This window comes from Brachybacterium sp. p3-SID1565, assembly GCF_025143785.1.
Classification (GTDB): Bacteria; Actinomycetota; Actinomycetes; order Actinomycetales; family Dermabacteraceae; genus Brachybacterium; species Brachybacterium epidermidis.
On record NZ_JAMBDS010000026.1, the window covers coordinates 22,940 to 41,135 of the forward strand.

Sequence of the window (18,196 nt, forward strand, 5' to 3'; positions counted from 1 at the left end):
GTCACCACGTTCAGCCGATGGTCGACTGATTGGTAGGTTCAGGGCGTGAGCGCTCTGGGTCCCGACAGCCTCCCCGCCCCCGGGGACGTCGCGGGCTCCCTGGCGCCGCCGCAGCTCGACGATCTGAGGGTCGCCCTGCGCCCGCCGGAACTGCCGACTCCCACCCCGCACGACGCGCTCAGCGCTGCCCATCGCGTCATGGACCTGCTGCATGCCGAGCAGTACCGCGACGCCGTGCGCGTGGCCGAGGTGCACCTCGAGCGCACTCGTGAGCAGACCGGTCCCACGGCTCCCCAGGATCGGCTCGAACTGCTGCGCGCCAGGCTGGTGGCCACCGTGATGATCGGTGGCGCTGAGGCGTGCGAGCAGGCCGCGGCGGATCTGGTGGGCCACCTGCGCCGCACCGGCCACCGCGCCCAGGCTGCCGCCACGGCGACGGTGCTACTGGAGCACGTGCCCCACTGGCGGGGGGAGGTGCGCAGCGCTGCCGCGCCCTCGGCGGTCCCCGTCTCCGAGCAGTCCGCCTCCGCGCCGGGGCGCCGACGCGGCAGCCGCACCGCGGTGAGCCCCGAGCTGCTGGCAGTGGTGCGCGGTCTGCAGTCGCCCCTCCTGCGGGGCCGGGTGGACCGGGCCGGGGGTGCGCTGGAGCCCTCGCAGCGCTGGGGCGGCAACGACCCGCGCATCGAGGTGCGCCTGCTGGGGGCGGCCCTGCAGTCCCTTCCCGCAGTGCGCGAGGAACTGCTGGGCGACCCCCGGCCCCTGCTCACGATCCGCCTGGCACAGGCCTACGAAGGGATCGGGGACCTCGCCACCGCCACCTCGCTGGCCCTGGACGTGCTCGAGGGGATGGAGCAGCTCGAGGTCGCCGGCGAGGCGGTCCCGGACCCGCAGCGTGCCCGCACCTCCGCCCACGCCCTGCTGGCGCGCACCCTGGGACAGACCCATCCGGTATTGGCCGCGCATCACGCGGTCGACGCCCTGCTCAGCCTGCGCACCGTGGATGACCCGCCGCTGCGGATCGGCCTGATCACCGACCTGCTGAACGCACTGATGGCGGCCGGGCTGACCGCTCACGCCTCCTTCACCGCGGGGCGCCTGCTGTCCCTGCAGCGCACCCTGAAGCGCGATGCCCACCGCACCGCACCCCTGCTCGCGGTGGCCGCCCAGCGCATCAGCGCCGAGCGGTACGACGCCGCCTGGGTGCCCTTGGAGCAGGCCCGCCTGATCGGTCGCCAGGAGCGGGACCGGCGATGCGGCCTGGAGGCCGCCCGCCTCGCGGCCAGCATCCACGAGCGCACCGGTGACCTGCGCGGCTCCCTGGTGGAACTGCGCCAGGTGGCGGCCGACGCGCACTGGCTGGCCGATGACCTCGCCACCTCCGCGTCGGAGCGCTCCCGCCTGGTGCTGGCCGAGCTGCAGGCCCAGTCCCTGGTGATGCGCCGGGCGATGGACCTGGAGCAGACGGCCCTGGCACTGTCGGCGGCCGCGGCGATCGAGCGCCGCACCCGCGACGACGGTGGACGCCCCGTGCTGCCGGCCGAGACGCTCTGGGACCACCGGGTCGATGCACTGGTGGGCCGTTTCATCGCCGTGGCCGCCGCCGCGGGACGCGGGGAGGACGGCGTGGAGGCGAGCGACGTCGACCAGCGCCGGCTCGAGGCTCTGCGGGCCATCGACCAGATGCCCCCCGGGCACGACGACCGTGCCCGCTACTGGGCCGCCTACCTGGACGAACGCCACGCCGCCCTGCTCGCCGAGCGCGGCGAGCACACCCAGGCGCAGAAAGTGGCGCACCGGGCCCATGAGGGATGGCTGGCCATCGGCGCCCAGGAGGATGCCGAGCGGGTGGCAGCACTGATCGAGGGGCTCGGCGCGGGGAAGTGAGCCAGACAATGAAAAACCCGACCCCTGAGGGGTCGGGTGGTGTGGATCCAATCTAAGCCCGAGTCATCCGAATAGACAACTCTCCGACCGCGGAACGTGTCTGGTCAGTCGACCTGGCATCGACGTCGGTGCGGTCTCCGCGGTGAACTCGCAGCTCATCGAGGACGGCAAGGACGCTGGATACTGTCAACTCCACAGTGTGAAACCTACTCTGACGATTGCAAGTGTGCAAGTGTTTGTTCGGGTGCGAATATGCAGGTGAGCGGAGCGTTGAAGGTGGTGTCATAGCGTCGAAGCAACACTCCCGGTCGGCGGGGGTCTGATCGGTGGAGTGTGCGGATGGCGCGGGTGGGGTTGTCGTTCAGTGACAGGTCGGAGATCTCGACGGCCTCGAAAGCGGGCTGGTCGGTGCGGAGGATCGCCCGTCACCTGGGGCGTTGCCCGTCGGTGATCTCGCGGGAGCTTCACCGGAACTCGACGAAGACCCGCGGCTACCAAGCCGTGACCGCAGACGTCAGAGCGCAGCGTCGGCGGGCTCGCCCGCAGCAGCGGAAGGTCGCTCGGGATCCGGTGCTGCAGGCGCGGGTGGAGGCGGATCTGGCCGCGTCGTGGACGCCGAACGAGATAGCGGGCCGGTTGCGTCTGGAGGCCGCAGACCCGACCGTTGAACGCATGGCGAACTCTCCTGACGCACGCGGCCGAACCGTCTCCGGTGAGGCTATCTACCAGTACATCTACGCAATCCCGAAGGGTGAGCTCGCCCGCAAGGGCATCTTCCTGCAGTCCAAGCGGACCAAGCGCAGGCCCCGCACCACCGGTCGGTCTCGGGGCGGCCCGATCGTGGGGATGGTGCCACTGAGCGAGCGGGGTGAGGACGCCGCCCAGCGTCGGGTGCCGGGGCACTGGGAGGGTGACCTGATCATCGGGAAGAACGGCACCTCGTGCGCGGCGACGTTGGTGGAGCGGATGAGCGGGTTCACCGGGCTGCTGGCCCTGCCCTCGAAACACGCCGAGCCAACCGCTGACGCGGTCATCGAGTTTTTCAACGACCTGCCCGAGATGATGAAGGCATCGTTGGCGTGGGACCAGGGCAGCGAGATGGCCCAGCACGCGAAGGTCTCCCTGGCCACGGCGATGCCGGTCTACTTCGCCGATCCCCACTCGCCCTGGCAGAGGCCCAGCAACGAGAACACGAACCGGCTCTACCGGGAGTATCTGCCCAAGGGCACGGTGATCCCCGATCACCAGCCCTACCTCACCACCATCGCCGAGGAGATCAACAATCGACCCCGCCGCCGACTGGGCTATCTCACGCCCACCGAGGCATTCGCTCGACTGCTCGCCGGCGAGCCCCATGTTGCTTCGACGCCTTGACATCGCCGAAGGTCAAAGTCCCACAGCATTCACAGTGACAGTCCGAACAGATTGTGAAGTGTCAGTCTGGTTGACTGGCGAGAGTGTCAACCAGGCACGTCGAACCGGACGGACGAGAACCCGATCAGGCCCTGGAAAGGATGCGTGGGATCGGACATGCCATCCCTCAGCTGCCGTCCGGCTCGCCCATGGTGCCGCTCAGCACCGCGATCACCGCATCGGGCTCCACCGACGGGTTCACGAAGGCCAGGCGCAGCGCCGGCTCCCCCTGGAAGGCTGTGGGCACGCACAGCATCACGCCCTCCTTCGCCAACCGGTGGGACCAGCGACGGTAGGCCTCGAGGTCCCAGCCGGGGCGGCGGAACACCACCACCGACAGCTCCGGCTCCAGCAGCAGCTCCAGATGCTCGCTGTCCCGGATCGCGGCGGCGACGGTGCGCGCGGTGGCCAGGCAGCGCTCCACAGCCCGGGTGTACGCCTCGGTGCCGTGCGTGGCAAGGGAGTACCACAGCGGCAGTCCGCGCGTGCGGCGCGAGAGGTGCGCGGCGAGGTCGGCCGGGTTGGACTCGCCGCGGTCGATCGAGTCCAGGTACGCGGCGTGCTGGGCATGCGCCTCCGCCGCGGGGCGCGGGTCGCGGTACAGCAGGGCGCAGCAGTCATACGGCGCGAACAGCCACTTGTGGGGGTCCACGATGAAGCTGTCTGCCTGCTCGATCCCGTCGAAGCGGTGGCGGGCACTGGGCGCGGTCAGCGCCGCGCCGCCGTAGGCGCCGTCCACGTGCACCCAGGCGCCGTGGCGGTGCGCCACCTCGACCACCGAGGCGATGTCGTCGACGATCCCGGCATTGGTGGTGCCGCCGGAGGCCACCACCGCGCAGATCCTCTCATCGGCCGCCAGCAGCGGCTCCAGCGCCTCGCCGGTGAGGTGCCCGTTGGCATCGACGGGCACCATCACCACGTCCATGTCCAGCAGCCGCGCGGCTGAGGAGATCGAGGAGTGGGCGGTGGAGGCGCAGGCCAATGCCCAGCCTCCGGCAGGTTTCCCACCGCGGGTGCGGCGGGCGTGCTCACGTGCGGTGGCCAGGGCCGAGAGGTTCCCGTTGGTGCCCCCGGAGACGAACACCCCGGCCGCATCCGACGGCCAGCCCAGCAGATCGGCCAGCCAGCGCAGCACCTGGTTCTCGGCGAAGATCGCCCCGGCGCCGCCCTCCCACAGCCCGCCGAACACGTTCGCAGCCGAGACCACCGTGTCGAAGGCGACCGCGGCCCGAGTGGGGGCTGCAGGGATGTAGGCGAGGTTCATCGGGTCGTCGGAGGCTCGGGTGGCGGGCAGCAGCACCTGGTCGAACAGCTCCATCGCCCGCTGGGCGCCGATGCCCTGCGCGGTGATGGTCTGCCCGGCCTGCTCCTGCAGCTCCTGGGCGCTGCGGGCGGTGGCCTTTGGGTCCGAGGCCAGCGCGGTGTGCGCCGCCGCCCACTCCAGCGCGATGCTCACCGCCTCCCGCTCATCGCCCCACACCGGCGAGGGCGGGCGGTGCCACTGCAGGGCGTGCGAGGCCTGCGCGAAGGCCGTGCGCTCCTCGTTGTGCGAGGTGGTGCGGGCGTCGCGGGCGGGGTGGTGGGGCTTGGGCGGTGTGATCACGCCCTGCATCGTTGCACGAGCTGTTCATGTGAATGCCTGCGAGGCGTACCGTAGAGGCTGCACGGACCGTGCCTGCGACTGCCCACCGGACTCATGAGTAGCGCCGACGATGGCCGACGACGACTTCGACAATCCCCTCTCCCACCCGAAGTTCGAGATCCGCCATGAGCTCAACGACTCCCGGTTCGTCGCCGTCGAGGGTGAGGACGTGGTGGGGATGCTGACATACGAGCGCACCGGCGACAGGGTGAGCCTGCTGCACACCGTCACCGATCCGGGCCATCGCAGCGAGGGGATCGCCTCGGCCCTGGTGCGCACGGCCTTCACCGACGCGCGGGCCGCCTCGATGCGCGTGGCCGTGATCTGCCCGTTCGTCGAGAGCTGGCTGGCACGTCACCCCGAGCAGGAAGACATCGTGGTGGATGAGGGCGCCGGGCGGTGACCGCAGCTGACCGGTGGGGACACCGGCCGGGCGCTGACGCCGGCGGGCCGGAGACAACGGCCAGGCTGCCCTTCCTGGCCTGGCTCTCCAGCGTCTCCTGGCTGTCCTAGTTGTCCTCGCGGTCCAGCGATGCGGCGAGATCCTCGGCGGTGCGTCGCAGGAACCCGATCACCACGTCCCTCTCCTGAGCCGTGAGAACGGTTGCGGCCCGCATGCGGCTGGCCTGGGTGCGGCCCATCGTGTCCATCGCGGCCGCGCGGGTGGAGGGGGAGACCGTCAGGGTCTGAGCGCGACGGTCGGAGGGGTGGCGGTGGCGCACCACGTGTCCGTCCGCCTCCAGCTTCGCGATCATCTTCGCGACGGCAGCGGTGGAGATGCCCAGTCGTTCCGCCAGCACCGTGGGCGTGGCCAGGGTGCCGTCGTTCTCGGCCACCATCAGCACGTGGATCGCTCGCATCGCGGTGGCGTTGAGCTTCATGTACTGCTGCGAGGCGTCCATGATCCGACGCTCCACGTCCCGCAGCGCCCCCATCGCCCCGAACAGCTCGCCGATCTGGGCGAGCTCCCCAGGGGAGAGCGCCTCGTGGTCGAACAGCTCTCCATGGGGATCGTTCGACGTCGGTGAGTAGAGGTTCTGGTTCACGTCTCTCTCGTCGTGCAGGATGAGGGCGGCCGCCATGGGGTTGACCGGCGGGTCGAGGCGGACGCAGATGTGTCCGAATCACCCCGCAGGAATCCACAACACTGTAGACCTCTTGCGAGGTGCATGGACTACGATGAACAAGCCGCTAACTAACGACGTTAGCAATCTTCTCCCTCGTGCCGCCCGGGTCACAGGTCCCGGCAGCTGCCACCCCGCACGCAGGCGACAGCCGTGGAAGGTGCCCGATGCCCACTGACTCCCCACCCCCCACGTCCTCCCACCGCGTGGATAACGGCAGCACCCGCGGGGTCGGTGATGGCAATTCCGCCGGACAGGGCGGCGGCAGCACCCGGGGGATCGGCGATGACAAGCCCGCCGGGCACGGCGACGGCAAGCCCCGCGGGACGGGCGACGGCAAGGCCCGCGGGAAGGCACGCCTGCTGCGCGTCGTCGTGCCCGCCGTACTGGTGCTGGTGTGGCTGACCCTCGCGGGCATCGGCGGTCCCTTCTTCGGCCGCATCGGGGAGGTCTCCTCCAACGACCCCACCACCTACCTGCCCTCCAGCGCGGAGTCCACCGCCGTGCAGGAGGCCCAGGCCGGATTCTTCGAGTCCGACGAGATCCCCGCCATCGTGGTCGCGCAGAGCGCCGACGGCAGCGAGCTCACCGAGGAGCAGATCGACGAGTTCACCGAGGTCATCGAATCGGTCACCGCAGATGCGCAGGCCGTGGGCGAGGCGTCCCCGCCCATCCCCTCCGAGGACGGCCAGGCCCTGCAGGTCTTCGTGCCGATCGATGCGGACGTCGAGGCCGGCGAGACCGTCGACTCCCTCCGCGAGGGCCTCAAGGGCACCGTCGACGGGATCGACGTGTACGTCACCGGGCCCGCCGGGTTCTCGGCGGATCTCACCGAGGCCTTCGCCGGCATCGACGGCCTGCTGCTGATCGTGGCCTTCGCCGTGGTGCTGGTGATCCTGCTGATCGTGTACCGCGCGGTGATCCTGCCGCTGCTCGTGCTCACCAGTTCCCTGTTCGCCCTGTGCGTGGCGGTGCTGGTGAACTGGCTGCTGGCCGACGCCGGCCTATTCCTGCTCAACGGCCAGGTGCAGGGCATCCTTTTCATCCTGGTGATCGGGGCCGCCACCGACTACGGGCTGCTGCTGACCGCCCGCTACCGCGAGGAGCTCGAGCGCAGCCGCGACCACGTCACGGCCCTGAAGTCCGCCTGGAAGGGCGCGGTCGAGCCGATTATCGCCTCCGGCGGCACCGTGATCGCCGGCCTGCTGTGCCTGCTGCTGAGCGACCTGGAGTCCAACCGCGCCCTGGGTCCCGTGGCCTCCGTGGGCATCCTCTGTGCGATCCTGGCCGCCCTCACCCTGCTGCCCAGCCTGCTCGCGCTGTTCGGGCGAGTGGCCTACTGGCCCCGCGTCCCCCGCTACGCCGGCGAGGAGGCCCAGGGCGAGCAGGCCGACGCCCGCGCCGACCAGTCCCTGGAGCAGGTGGTCGAGGGCCACGGCGTGTACGGCCGCATCGGCAAGTACACCGTGGGCCATCCCCGCCGGATCTGGGTGGGCGTGACCCTGCTGCTGATCCTGGGCGCGGCGTTCTTCCCGACCCTGAAGGCAGAAGGCGTCGCCCAGAGCGACCTGATCCTCACCGCCTCCGACGCCCGCGACGGCCAGGAGGTGCTCTCCGAGCACTTCCCCGGCGGCTCCGGCACCCCGGCGTACATCCTGGCCCCGGAGGAGGACGCCGAGGAGGTCGCCCAGACCGCCCTGGACCTGGAGGGCGTGGAGTCCGTCTCCCTCACCGCCAACGACGACCCGGCCGGTCAGCTCTCCTTCCAGGACGGCGAGTTCGTCGGCTCCATCCCCGATCCCAACGCTCCGGTCGCCGAGCCGACGGTCTCGGAGGGCAAGGTGCTTCTCCAGGCCACCCTCACCGACGCCTACGACTCCGCCGCCGCCCAGGAGACGGTGCGCGAGCTGCGCGAGGCCTACGGAGATGACGTGCAGGTGGGCGGCAACACCGCCACCGACGTCGACACTGACGACGCCTCCATCCACGACCGCAACCTCATCATCCCGATCGTGCTGGCGGTGATCGCCCTGATCCTGATCGCCCTGATGCGCGCCATCGTGGCGGCGCTGATGCTGGTGATCACGACGGTGCTGAGCTTCGCCGCCGCGATGGGTGTGGCGGCGCTGGTGTTCAACCACGTGCTGGACCTGCCCGGCGCCGATCCGGCCGTGCCGCTGTACGGATTCGTGTTCCTGGTGGCACTGGGCATTGACTACAACATCTTCCTGATGACGCGCGTGCGGGAGGAGAGCGAGCGTCACGGCACCCGCGAGGGCATCATCCGCGGCGTCGCGCTCACCGGCGGCGTGATCACCTCGGCCGGCGTCGTGCTGGCCGCCACGTTCGCCGCGCTCGTGGTGATCCCGATCCTGTTCCTGCTGCAGCTGGCCTTCATCGTGGCCCTCGGCGTACTCGTGGACACCTTCCTGGTGCGCACCCTGCAGGTGCCCGGCATCGCCACCGAGCTGGGCCGCCACCTGTGGTGGCCCCGCAAGCTCGCGGCCGACGGGCACGGCGGCACCGCCGCCGCCCATAAGGTGGTCGAGCACGATCGGGGGGCCGAGGACGGTGCCGATGCCGCGGTCTCCAGTGCGCCCACCTCCGAGCGCGACTCCGTGCGCGATGCCGAACCAGCCACGAATCGGGACACCGAACGCCCCGTGGATCAGGACATCGAGCCCACCACGGAGGAGGAGCCTGCCCACGGTTCACCGGAGGCCATCGAGAAGGCTGCCGAGGAGCTGGGCACCGGTCACGGCCGGCGCCGTAAGGAGACCTGAGGGTCGCCCGGATCGGGCGGCGGGCCCACCGCCCGATCCAGACTCTGCACGGGCCCGGCGGGCCTGCCGGACCCGTGCGGAGAAACGTCGGGGGTGGCGTGACGGTCGACGTGCGAGCAGTTGGCGTTATGGATGCCTCATAGCACCAACTGCTCGCACGTCGACGGGGGTGGGGTCATCCGACGGGGACCGGGGCATGGCCCGGCCGGCGGGCTTGGGGGCCAGCGCGCTCCGCGCATGGCCCGGCCGGCGGGCTTGGGGGCCAGCGCGCTCCGCGCATGGCCCGGCCGGCGGGCTTGGGGGCCAGCGCGCTCCGCGCATGGCCCGGCCGGCGGGCTTGGAGGTCAGCGCACTCCGCGCATAGCCCGGCCCACGGGCTTGGCGATCAGCAGCATCACCACGCCGATCGCGATCGTGATCGCGCCGAGGGCACCGAAGTAGGCGGTCTCGTTGTCGGCGGAGTAGAACTGCGCCAGCGAGCCAGACAGCGAGGTGCCCAGGGCAACCGACAGGTTGTACAGCGCCATCATCATCACCGGGAAGGCGCGCGGGGCCAGCTTGGTGGCCAGGGACAGGCCCACCGGCGACAGCGACAGCTCACCCAGGGTGGCCACCAGCATGATCATCGCGACCCACAGCACGGGAACCGCGGCCACCGAGGCCATCGGCAGGAACAGCAGGAACGCCGCACCCATGAGGATGATGCCGATCGCGAACTTGGTGGGCGTGCCCGGCTGGCGACGACCCAGCTTGGTCCACATCAGGGCGAACAGCGGCGCCAGCACGATGATGTAGAAGGGGTTGAAGGACTGCGCCCAGGAGATCGGCATCTCCCACTCGCCCAGGAACGGCAGCTGCAGGGCGCGGTCCAGGCGGGTGTCCGAGTAAAGCGTGATCACGGTGAACTGCTGCTGGAACAGCGCGAAGAACGCCGCGGTGCCGATGAACAGCGGGATGAACGCGATCACGCGGGAGCGCTCGTCGGCGCTTATCTTCGGCGTGGTCAGCAGCAGGGCGAAGATGACGATGGCACCGATCACCGACAGCGCGGTCATGATGGTGGCGAGGTTCGCCGGGTTGACGACGCCGGTGAGCACCAGCACCAGGATCAGCACCAGACCGCCCAGGGCGATGCCGCCCCACAGGGGGTACTTCGAGCGGGGCAGCGGGTCGGGCACCACGTGGACACTGGCGGGCAGGCCCTTGCGGGTGAGCACGTACTGGGTCAGGCCGATGGCCATGCCGATCGCGGCCAGGCCGAAGCCGAAGTGGAAGCCCCACTCCTTCTGCAGCAGGCCGGTCAGCAGCGGGCCAAGCAGGCCGCCGATGTTGATGCCCATGTAGTAGATGGAGAAGCCGGCGTCACGGCGGGGGTCGGAGACGTCGTACAGCGACCCCACCAGGGTGGCGGCAGTGGACTTCAGGCCGCCCGAGCCCACGCCCACCAGCAGCAGGCCCGCCACCAGGCCGGGCACGCCCGGGATCAGGGCCAGGGCGATGTGGCCCAGCATGATCATCACCGCGGAGCCGAACAGGGTCTTCTCCGGTCCAAGCAGCCGGTCCGAGATCAGTGCGCCCAGGATGGAGAAGATGTACACGGAGCCGCCGTAGGCACCCACGATGCCCAGGGCCACGTTCTCGTCGATCCCCAGGCCGCCGTCGGTGGCCGCGAAGTACATGTAGATCGCGAGAATGCCCTGCATGCCGTAGAAGCTGAAGCGCTCCCACATCTCCACGCTGAACAGGTTCGCCAGCGGGCGGGGCTGGCCCATGAAGGTCTTGCCGGAGGGGTTGTGCTCGGCGTCGTACCCGCCGGGGGCACCCGCGACGCCGGGGGCGTTCGCGGCGCCGGGGGCGTTCGCGGCGCCAGGGCGCAGTGCGCCACCCGAGGGATCGCGAGGGTCGGGGCCGACGGGCACGGTGGCCGATGGCTGCGGTGCGCCAGCTGGGCTGTCAGGGGAGTGCTGGTCTCGATTCACGAGGATCGATGGTCCTCCTCTGCGCATGGGCATGCAAAGCTGCGGAAGGGATTGTGGTGCATCAGTCGATCCGTGCGGTCGACGCGCAACACCATCGAGACCATGTCTCATGGCGGGGCGCCGGCGGTGAAGACGGCCTCGAGGCCGCAGAGCAGGACGGACTCAGGATGCGACACGGCGCTCCAGTGCCTGCGTCCGGGAGCCGTCGCGCACGATGGCGCACTGGTCCAGCACACCGGTGCGACGAAGCGCCTCCACGATCACCTTCGTCAGCAGCCCGCCCAGCCTTCCCGGTGGAGGGGGCCGGTGGCCCCGTCCCGGTTCCGCTCACCGGCGCCGGCTCTTCTCGGGTGCTCCCCTCGGACGTGCGCTGCCTCCAGCGGTCCGCCCCGCGCGCCGCCCCCGTACCAGGTCCACGATCGCCCAGATCAGCAGTGCGCCCACCACGGCCAGCAGCACCCACTCCTCGGCGGCCAGTGCGATCGCGACCGTGACGGCCAGCAGGATCAGCTGCGCCACCTCGAGGGCGCGACGGGAGATGCCCAGCAGCGTCCCCGCCCAGCGGGTGCGCAGCAGACGCATCACCAGCAGGCCGACGATCAGGCCCAGGACGAGGTATCTCACGCGGTGACTCCATGACGGTGGGGGAGTTGTCCACCTTACGGCCCACGGCGGTCCCGGGGGCACGGTGGGCTTCCTACACTGGACCGGTGACATCGACTGACGCCTTCGAAGCTGGACCGGACCGCGGCCTGGAGCGCACCCCGCCCCAGGATCTCGCCGCCGAGCGCGGCGTGCTCGGCGGGATGATGCTGTCCAAGGACGCCATCGCCGATGTGGTGGAGAAGGTGCGCGGCATCGATTTCTACCGCCCCGCGCACGAGCTGATCTACGAGGCGATCGTGGACCTGTACGGCCGCGGGGAGCCGGCGGATCTGGTCACCGTCTCCGACGAGCTCACCAAGCGCGGCGAGCTGCAGCGCGTGGGCGGCGGCGCCTACCTCGCTGATCTGATCGACATGGTCACCACCGCCGCCAACGCCGGCTTCTACGCCGACATCGTGGTGGAGCGCGCCACCCTGCGCCGCCTGGTGGAGGCCGGCACCCGCATCGTCCAGCTCGGCTACGCCGCCGATGGCGGAGAGATCGAGGAGGTCATCAACGAGGCCCAGGCCCAGGTGTACGCGGTCACCGAGCGCGGCCAGTCCGAGGACTTCGTGGCCCTCGGCGAGGTCATCGACGACACCCTCAACACAATCGAGGCCACCCAGAACCGCGGCGGCCAGGTCACCGGCATCCCCACCGGCTTCGCCGAGTTCGACGAGCTCACCCAGGGCCTGCACGCCGGTCAGATGATCATCTTCGCCGGGCGCCCCGCCATGGGAAAGACGACGCTCGGCATGGACGTGCTGCGCAGCGCCTCGATCCACAACGGTCAGACGGCCGTCATCTTCTCCCTGGAGATGGACAAGACCGAGATCACCATGCGTCTGCTCTCGGCGGAGTCCCAGGTGCCGATGAACCGCATGCGCGACGGCTCGATGGACGACCGCGACTGGCAGGCCATGGCCCGGGCGATGAACCGCATCACCGATGCCCCGCTGTTCATGGACGACAGCGCCAACATGTCGCTGATGGAGATCCGCGCGAAGTGCCGCCGGCTCAAGCAGAAGCACGATCTCAAGCTCGTGGTCATCGACTACCTGCAGCTGATGAGCTCCGGCAAGCGCGTGGAGTCCCGGCAGCAGGAGGTCTCGGAGTTCTCCCGCGCGCTGAAGCTGCTGGCCAAGGAGCTGGAGGTGCCGGTGATCGCCATCTCGCAGCTGAACCGCGGTAACGAGCAGCGCCAGGACAAGACCCCGATGATGAGCGACCTGCGCGAGTCCGGCTCGATCGAGCAGGACGCGGACCTCATCGTGCTGATCCACCGCGAGGACTACTACGAGAAGGAGTCCCAGCGCGCCGGCGAGGCTGACCTCATCGTCGCCAAGCACCGCAACGGCGCCACCGCCACCATCCCCGTGGCCTTCCAGGGCCAGTACTCGCGCTTCAAGGACATGGCCAACATGGGCGGCTTCGGGGCCTGATCGGATCGAACTGATCGAAGGTCCTGCAGCGGTGCCCCGCAGCCCCACACTGATCGCTGCAGTCGCCGCGGTGGCCCGCCGGGAGGTCGCCGCGGTGCGTGTCCCGTCGCGCCGCGGCCGGGCCCCGATAATCGAAGCATGCTGCCTCCTGACGACATGCACCCCCTGTGGTTCCAGATCGGCGTCGACGGCTGGGGAGCCCTGGGCGTCGTCATCTCCACCACCGTGCTGTACCTCGTGTACACGCTGGTGATGCAGCTGCTGGGGCCGCGGCTGATGTCGGCCCCTTCGGTGCTGAGCTTCACCCTGGTGGCGCTGTTCGGGGCGATCGCGGCTCGCGCCATGCTGGGCAACTCGCCCACCCTGGTGGGGGCCTTGATCGCGATCGGCACCCTGATGGTGCTCGAGTCGTTGATGGGTCGGATCCATGAGGGGGCCTCGAAGGTGCTGCACCTGAAGGGACCGCAGTCCACGGTGGTGATGGTGAACGGTCAGGTGATCGCTGCGCACCTGAAGCGCCGCCACCTCCAGCCCGAGCACTTGATGGCCATGTTGCGCCGAGCCGGGATCCACCGCGTGGAGGACGCTGAGCTGGTGATCCTGGAGAACCGCGGCAGCCTCACCATCGTGCGGGCCGGTGAGAAGATCGATGCCGCGCTGCTGGCCGATGTGGACGGCCGCCGCCTGGTGCCCGAGGCGCTGATCGGAGACTGACGCCTGCCGGGATCGAGGACGGATCCCCTGGCCGGACGTGTGTGCTTTCACCCCTCTACCCTTGCTCTCGCCGTTGGCCTCCCCCTGGGGCCACTCCCGTTCGCGGCCTCACGACCCTCGTCGGACAGGATCCACCGAAAGTCTGGGGCGCTTACGGTCTGCGCGCCGGTACCTTCCCTGCATGGGGAACGGACGGAACCGCAGGAGGGCACGGACGGGGCATGATCGAGGCCGCTTTGAGACGCGAGCTGCTCGCTTGCGTCGCCGGCACCGCACCCGGTCCGTTGACCGACCCACCGCCTCCGGGTCGACCTTTCCACTGACGTACATGCGCACCGGTCCCTTCCCCGGCCGTCCCACCGTCGTGGTGATCCCCGGCGGGCCGGGTCTCGGCACCGCGACGCTGTACGGCGGGCTGCGCAGCTGGGCGCGCCGCAACAGCATCGATCTGCTGATGATCGAGCACCGTGGCGTGGGCCTGTCCCGGCGCGACGCCACCGGCGCCGACCTCACCGCGGACGACATGCGCTTGGGACTCGTGGTCGAGGACATCGCTTCCGTGCTCGACGCGGAGAACATCCAGAGCGCCGCGGTGTACGGAAGCTCCTACGGCACCTATCTCGCTCAGGCCTTCGCCGTTGAGCACCCGGACCGCGTCGCCTGCCTGCTGCTGGACTCGGCAATGCTCACAGCGCAGGACCACCTGGACGTACGAGCTGCCTCCCGGGACCGGCTGCTGCACGGATCCGGGCAGGACACCGCGCGAGCCGCAGGCAAGCTCCGGGCACTGTTGGCCGACGGCACCGTCCAGCGATCCGAGGCCGATGTCGTGGCTCGCATCGTCTACGAATACTGCGGCCCCGTGGTGCTGGAGCGTCTGCTCGACCAGGTGCGCCGTGGCACCGGGGGCTTCGCGTGGAAGAGCATCGCCGCCCTGGAGCCCATGGACACCGGAGAGCGTCGACCCTTCCTGATGGAGTTCGACCTGGTGGGGGTGATCGCCTTCCGCGAACTGAACTACGCCCCGGAGCCCGACGGGCTGCCCTTCGATCCCGGGGCATCCTTCGCCGATCTCGCGCAGCGCTTCCCGCCCTTCGAGGGCGAGCCGTACGACCTGCCGTCGACGATTCCAGGATTCACGATGCCGGTCGTCCTCCTCTCCGGGGAGCGGGACCTGCGCACCCCGCGGTCGGTGGCCGAACGGATCACCGAACTCGCTCCGCACAGCCATCTGGTGCCCCTGCGCGGTGCCGGCCACAGCCTGCTGGACTCCCATCCCGCCGCCGCTCGGCGCGTACTCACCCTGGTCAGCACCGAGGGTCCCCAGGCGGTGACGGCTGCAGCAGAGGAGCTGGAAGCGCTGATCGACCGCTCCCGTGCACGCACCCCGGCCACGCTCGTGCGCTCGCTGATGCGCCTATCACCCCTGGTCCCGCGCCGCCGAAGTCACGAGCGATGATCGGGTGCGCTGGCCGCACACCTGCAGGGGCGTACTTGTAGGAGTGCGGCCAGCCGAGTGTGCCCTCACCCCTCCCGCAGGTGCGCCTCCAGCTTCTCCCGGTGCCCGTCGTGCAGATCCTCGGGCAGGGTGTCCATGGTGGCCAGACGGTGGTCCGACACCTCGACGGATTCGTGCTCGTCGCGAGAGGGCAGGTCCCGCACGGTGCCCTCGAGCAGGATCTCCACCCGCATCCGGTGGCCGGTGCTCATGTCCAGCACCCGGATGTCCTCCACCACACCGCCGCCGATCTCCTCGTGCAGCTCGCGGGTGACGCATTCGGCCAGGGACTCGTTCGGCTCGAGGTAACCGGAAGGCATGCCCCACTGCTGTCCCGTCGGCCAGAACGTGTTCCGCACCAGCAGGAACTCATCGTCCTCGGTTCTCAGCAGCGCGCACACCGCCACCAGGAAGGTGGGCTGGGTCAGGCGCAGCAGCCGCCACTGCACCCAGGGCATGGAGCGCCAGATGCGGGGAAGCAGGCCGCGGGCCCGTTGGACGAGCATCAGGCCACCCACACGGTGGTGAGGTTGCAGAACTCGCGGATCCCCGCCGCGGACAGCTCACGGCCGTAGCCGGAGCGCTTGATCCCCCCGAAGGGCAGTGCCGGGTTCGAGACCGTCATCCCGTTGACGAATACCCCGCCGGCCTGGACCTCCTGCACGAAGTACTCCTGCTCCTGGGCATCGGTGGTCCACACGGAGGAGGACAGGCCGAAGCTGGTCGCGTTCGCCACCCGCACCGCCTCCCGGGCATCGGCCACCTTGTACAGCGCCGCGACCGGACCGAAGGTCTCCTCGCGCGTCATACGGGCCCGTTCGGGCAGATCGGCGATCACCGTCGGCGGGTAGTAGAACCCCTTGCCGGGCAGGTCCGCGACTGCATCCGGGCCTCCCACCAGCACCGAGGCTCCCGTGGCGACGGCGTCGTCCACCAGCTCCGCGAGATCGTCCACCCCGCCCTGGCTGGCCAGCGGCCCCACGTCCACCTGTGCATCCAGCGGGTCGCCCACCCGCAGCTGTCGCACCTTCGCGGTGAAGCGCTCGGTGAACTGCTCGTACACGTCGGCGTGGATGATGAACCGCTTGGCTGCGATGCAGGACTGGCCGTTGTTCATCATCCGTGCATCCACGGCGGTGTCCACGGCCGCGTCCAGATCCGCGCTGGGCATCACGATGAACGGGTCCGATCCGCCCAGCTCCAGCACGGTCGTCTTGATCTCCTCACCGGCGGTCGCGGCGACGGCCTGACCGGCGGGTTCGGACCCGGTGAGCGTCACGGCCTTCACCCGCGCGTCGCGGATCACCGCATCGACCTGCGTCGACCCGATCAGCAGGGTGCGGAACACGCCGGCCGGGAACCCTCCGCGCTCGAACAGCTCGTCGAGGTACAGGGCCGTCTGCGGCACGTTCGAGGCGTGCTTGAGCACCCCGGTGTTGCCCGCCATCAGCGCCGGTGCCGCGAAGCGGATCACCTGCCACACAGGGAAGTTCCACGGCATCACCGCCAGCACCAGCCCCAGCGGCCGGTACCGCGCATAGGCCCGTGAGGCGCCGACGGCCGACGGGTCCTCCAGCACCTCGTCCGCCAAAAACCCCTCGGCGTGCTCGGCGTAGAACCGCAGTGCGTTCGCGGACTTGGTGATCTCGGCGCGGGACTGCTCGATGGGCTTGCCCATCTCCACGGTGACGATGCGGGCCAGCTCGTCTACGTCGCCCTCCAGCACGTCCGCGGTGGCGCGAGCCCACTGGGCGCGCTGGGCGAAGCTGGTGGCGCGCAGCTCCTCGTGGGCGGCGTGCGCCTGGGCGATGCGGCGCTCCACCTCGGCCTCGTCGTGGGCGGTGAACGTCTTCTCGGTGTCCCCGGTGGCGGGGTTGACGGTGGCAATGGCCATGATGTGCTCCTTCGACGACGTGGATGGGTGAGTGCTCGGGGTCAGGCCTGTGGTAGCCCGGAGGTGGACCGGGTCGCGCGGTCGTGCAGGTCGATCAGGCGCTGCGCGTCCTCCTCGGAGACGAAGGAGGACCCGCTGATCGTCATGCCCCAGGTGGCCCCGCCGCGGAAGGTGACCGTCCCGCGGTGCTGGGCCCCGTACGGGGGGATCGGCTTCATGCCTCGACGGTACTAGCCGGGCGGCCGGGCCGCCCGGGCCGACCGGGCGTTCCGGGGACGTGCAGTCCTTAGCCGTACGATGAGCCGATGAGATCCCTTCTGCGCCGCGTACCTGCCACCACCTCCCAGAACCTGACCCGGATCGGGCTGGGAGCGTTCATGACCTTCGCGGGGGTCTCCCACCTGACCTTCGCCCGGGACGAGTTCCGCGCCCAGGTCCCCTCCTGGCAGCCCTTCCCCGAGGACATCGTGGTGCTGGGATCCGGTGTCGTCGAGGTCGCCCTGGGAGCGTCCTTGACCGCACTGCCGCGCTATCGGCGGCTCACGGGGGTCGCGCTGGCCGCGTTCTACGTCGCGGTGTTCCCCGGCAACGTCTCGCAGTACCTGGAGGAGGTGGACGCCTTCGGATTGGACACCGACGCCAAGCGGCTGGCCCGCCTGTTCGGCCAACCGCTGCTCATCGCGGCCGCACTGTGGGGTGCCGGGATCCCGCAGCGGCGCTCGCACGACTGAGAGGCAACGCAGCCCCGTGCTGCTTCCCAGGTCTTTCGGAAGACTGAATGCGCATGTCAGGCCGGTGCGCTAGGTTCTCCCCACCGTCACGGAGCACCCGCACCGTGGCTGCCCCGCGGGGCACGATCCGACGAAGGGAAATGCACATGAACCTCGGCGACAAGATCAAGAACAAGGCCCAGGAGGCCTCCGGCAAGGCCAAGGCAGGCGTCGGTGACGCCACCGACAAACGCTCCCTCGAGGCCGAGGGCCGTGGCGACCAGGCCGAGGCGAACACCCGCCAGGCTGGCGAGAACGTCAAGGACGCCGCCAAGAACCTGAAGGACGGCTTCTCCAAGTGATCCTTCCGCGGCCCGGCCACCGCTGATCCACCGCCGCGGTTGGAGGAGGGGTCCCGACGTTGGGCTCCCCGCCAGGACACCGCAGCGCACGCCACGGCTGGTCCGC

At 70.0% G+C, this 18,196-nt stretch carries 16 protein-coding genes; 9 read left to right on the forward strand and 7 right to left on the reverse strand.

What is annotated here, in order from left to right; all coding sequences use genetic code 11:
- The first annotated feature begins 45 nt into the window (after positions 1-45).
- Positions 46-1,884, forward strand: coding sequence for a hypothetical protein (locus M4D54_RS07840; RefSeq protein ID WP_193865717.1), 1,839 nt, complete (start codon positions 46-48; stop codon positions 1,882-1,884).
- A 339-nt stretch (positions 1,885-2,223) separates the two neighbouring features.
- The gene (locus M4D54_RS07845) at positions 2,224-3,258 is read left to right on the forward strand and encodes an IS30 family transposase (RefSeq protein ID WP_193865716.1); all 1,035 of its coding nucleotides are present in this window, start codon (positions 2,224-2,226) and stop codon (positions 3,256-3,258) included.
- 166 nt (positions 3,259-3,424) lie between these two features.
- Here M4D54_RS07845 and M4D54_RS07850 read toward each other — a convergent pair whose 3' ends face one another.
- A complete protein-coding gene (locus M4D54_RS07850) occupies positions 3,425-4,909 on the reverse strand; it encodes a pyridoxal phosphate-dependent decarboxylase family protein (protein ID WP_396121479.1) in 1,485 nt (494 codons plus the stop codon).
- 100 nt (positions 4,910-5,009) lie between these two features.
- Here M4D54_RS07850 and M4D54_RS07855 point away from each other — a divergent pair, with 100 nt between their 5' ends.
- Entirely contained in the window at positions 5,010-5,342 is a 333-nt protein-coding gene (locus M4D54_RS07855; RefSeq protein ID WP_193865715.1) for a GNAT family N-acetyltransferase, read from the forward strand.
- Between the two features lie 106 nt (positions 5,343-5,448).
- Here the strand turns inward: M4D54_RS07855 and M4D54_RS07860 are convergent, their stop codons facing one another.
- Positions 5,449-6,021 carry a MarR family winged helix-turn-helix transcriptional regulator gene (locus M4D54_RS07860; protein WP_193865714.1) on the reverse strand — a complete coding sequence of 191 codons (573 nt, stop codon included), beginning with the start codon at positions 6,019-6,021 and terminating at the stop codon, positions 5,449-5,451.
- Between the two features lie 209 nt (positions 6,022-6,230).
- Here M4D54_RS07860 and M4D54_RS07865 point away from each other — a divergent pair, with 209 nt between their 5' ends.
- Positions 6,231-8,846, forward strand: coding sequence for an MMPL family transporter (locus M4D54_RS07865; protein WP_193865713.1), 2,616 nt, complete (start codon positions 6,231-6,233; stop codon positions 8,844-8,846).
- Between the two features lie 344 nt (positions 8,847-9,190).
- On the opposite strand, the gene M4D54_RS07870 is transcribed toward M4D54_RS07865, so the two are convergent.
- Together M4D54_RS07870 and M4D54_RS07875 are read right to left on the reverse strand one after the other, a co-directional pair.
- Positions 9,191-10,618 (reverse strand): peptide MFS transporter, encoded by a 1,428-nt coding sequence (locus tag M4D54_RS07870; RefSeq protein ID WP_193865745.1) that lies wholly within the window; start codon positions 10,616-10,618, stop codon positions 9,191-9,193.
- Between the two features lie 534 nt (positions 10,619-11,152).
- Positions 11,153-11,449 carry a hypothetical protein gene (locus tag M4D54_RS07875; protein WP_259890886.1) on the reverse strand — a complete coding sequence of 99 codons (297 nt, stop codon included), beginning with the start codon at positions 11,447-11,449 and terminating at the stop codon, positions 11,153-11,155.
- 86 nt (positions 11,450-11,535) lie between these two features.
- On the opposite strand from M4D54_RS07875, the gene dnaB reads away from it, so the two are divergent.
- From dnaB to M4D54_RS07890, 3 genes are all read left to right on the forward strand, one after another.
- Positions 11,536-12,912: a replicative DNA helicase gene (dnaB, locus tag M4D54_RS07880; RefSeq protein ID WP_193865711.1), complete on the forward strand. Its 1,377-nt coding sequence runs from the start codon at positions 11,536-11,538 to the stop codon at positions 12,910-12,912.
- 138 nt (positions 12,913-13,050) lie between these two features.
- Positions 13,051-13,626: a DUF421 domain-containing protein gene (locus M4D54_RS07885; protein ID WP_259890888.1), complete on the forward strand. Its 576-nt coding sequence runs from the start codon at positions 13,051-13,053 to the stop codon at positions 13,624-13,626.
- Positions 13,627-13,954: 328 nt separating this feature from the next.
- Entirely contained in the window at positions 13,955-15,085 is a 1,131-nt protein-coding gene (locus M4D54_RS07890; protein ID WP_259890889.1) for an alpha/beta fold hydrolase, read from the forward strand.
- A 65-nt stretch (positions 15,086-15,150) separates the two neighbouring features.
- Here M4D54_RS07890 and M4D54_RS07895 read toward each other — a convergent pair whose 3' ends face one another.
- From M4D54_RS07895 to M4D54_RS07905, 3 genes are read right to left on the reverse strand one after another with little or no spacing between them, the layout of a single operon-like run.
- Positions 15,151-15,630 carry an NUDIX hydrolase gene (locus tag M4D54_RS07895; RefSeq protein WP_259890890.1) on the reverse strand — a complete coding sequence of 160 codons (480 nt, stop codon included), beginning with the start codon at positions 15,628-15,630 and terminating at the stop codon, positions 15,151-15,153.
- Complete coding sequence (locus M4D54_RS07900; protein WP_259890891.1) at positions 15,630-17,018, reverse strand: NADP-dependent succinic semialdehyde dehydrogenase; 1,389 nt, start codon at positions 17,016-17,018, stop codon at positions 15,630-15,632. Before M4D54_RS07900 ends, M4D54_RS07895 begins: the two co-directional genes overlap by 1 nt.
- A gap of 41 nt (positions 17,019-17,059) precedes the next feature.
- Positions 17,060-17,236: a hypothetical protein gene (locus M4D54_RS07905; RefSeq protein WP_259790003.1), complete on the reverse strand. Its 177-nt coding sequence runs from the start codon at positions 17,234-17,236 to the stop codon at positions 17,060-17,062.
- An 87-nt stretch (positions 17,237-17,323) separates the two neighbouring features.
- Here M4D54_RS07905 and M4D54_RS07910 point away from each other — a divergent pair, with 87 nt between their 5' ends.
- The gene (locus M4D54_RS07910; protein WP_259890893.1) at positions 17,324-17,749 is read left to right on the forward strand and encodes a hypothetical protein; all 426 of its coding nucleotides are present in this window, start codon (positions 17,324-17,326) and stop codon (positions 17,747-17,749) included.
- Between the two features lie 146 nt (positions 17,750-17,895).
- Positions 17,896-18,090: a CsbD family protein gene (locus tag M4D54_RS07915; protein ID WP_259890894.1), complete on the forward strand. Its 195-nt coding sequence runs from the start codon at positions 17,896-17,898 to the stop codon at positions 18,088-18,090.
- Positions 18,091-18,196 lie beyond the last annotated feature (106 nt).